The organism is Snodgrassella sp. ESL0323, from assembly GCF_013346865.1.
Lineage (GTDB): Bacteria > Pseudomonadota > Gammaproteobacteria > Burkholderiales > Neisseriaceae > Snodgrassella > Snodgrassella alvi.
The window spans coordinates 1-1,239 of record NZ_JAAEDT010000037.1; the positions used below are offsets into that span (position 1 = coordinate 1).

The window sequence follows — 1,239 nt, forward strand, 5'->3', positions numbered from 1 at the left end:
GCATCGTGTACACTGTGTTTTTGATGTTACCAACAGCATTTCTTATGCTTCTTATTGTAATTACAATTTAACTTTTCATTCAAAAATGCCGTCTGGCAAAAGTCCTGCTTTTTTTAAGCTTGCTAATTTTTCACAATCCTCTTCAGTAGGTACTAATGTTTTGAATTTTGCTAATATTTTACGTCCTCTTTCAGAAGCTTCTAATTTTTCTATATATATCGGTATAAATAGTTCTGGCACATTAAAAATCCTTTTAGGATTTTCTTCCCAAAGCTCTAATGCCTCTGCCGGAAAAGTAATATCCGGTAGATTAAATTCATTTTCATTCTGAGTATAATTAGCTTTAGTTTTTGTTCTAGTAATCATGGATAAAAATTGACCAAATGAGTCTGCTACTAGCATTAAAGCTGTATTTTGTCGTAAATATCCATATTTTATTTTCATGTCAAAGTATAAATCATTGATTTTGCGATCCCAATAATAAATTGGACCACCACCCAGACAAAGTAAATCTCCATGATTTATTCTTGCTATAGCGAAGTAGCCCCTAGGTACTCTTTTTAAACACATCTCATTAAGAGCAATTAAATCTTCACCTGCTTTTTCTGAGAATCCCAGAATCACTTCCAGGGGCAATTTCTTCCCTTCATAGTCAATATAATAACTATAATCTAATCCATAAAAATCAATTACGTTGTATTGTTTTAAAAAATTAGCGTAAGATTCGCATGCTTTTCTTTTTAATTTTAATTGTGAAATCAGTTTATTAATGTTTTTTGGCACAGGATATTTTGATTGAATCATTTTATCTTCTTTAATGTTACATGATTCAAAAATACAGGCTTGATTTTCTATTCTATCTGAGGTTAATGAATTAAATTCTAGATCAGTGCTGTTGTCAAATTGATATTCATTCTCATCAGCTTTATTGCTATTTATTTTTTTTCCTCTTCTGTAATTATCTAACTCCATTGCTTCCGGTGAAAGATCATCAATATACCCTAGAACTGATATATGAGTTTTCTCCTCTACTTCTTTTAGCCAGTTACAAAAATTCTCAAATATAACATCATCACTTTCTTCTTCACATAAAAATCCCATACCGGATGTATGAGAAACATCTAAGGTATTTAATGCTTCAATAAATTCGGCCTCATTTTTAATCAGCCAATCCATTGGTAACTTCATCATAATATCTATTAGCTTAAGTTCATCCTCATAAGCAAGATAAGATGGTCT

1 protein-coding gene is annotated in these 1,239 nt (G+C 30.8%); it reads right to left on the reverse strand.

The genetic code is table 11. From position 1 onward, the window contains the following. Window positions 1-75 precede the first annotated feature (75 nt). Window positions 76-1,239: SMI1/KNR4 family protein (locus tag GY065_RS12845; RefSeq protein ID WP_174834463.1), on the reverse strand; the 1,164-nt coding region annotated here is incomplete at its 5' end.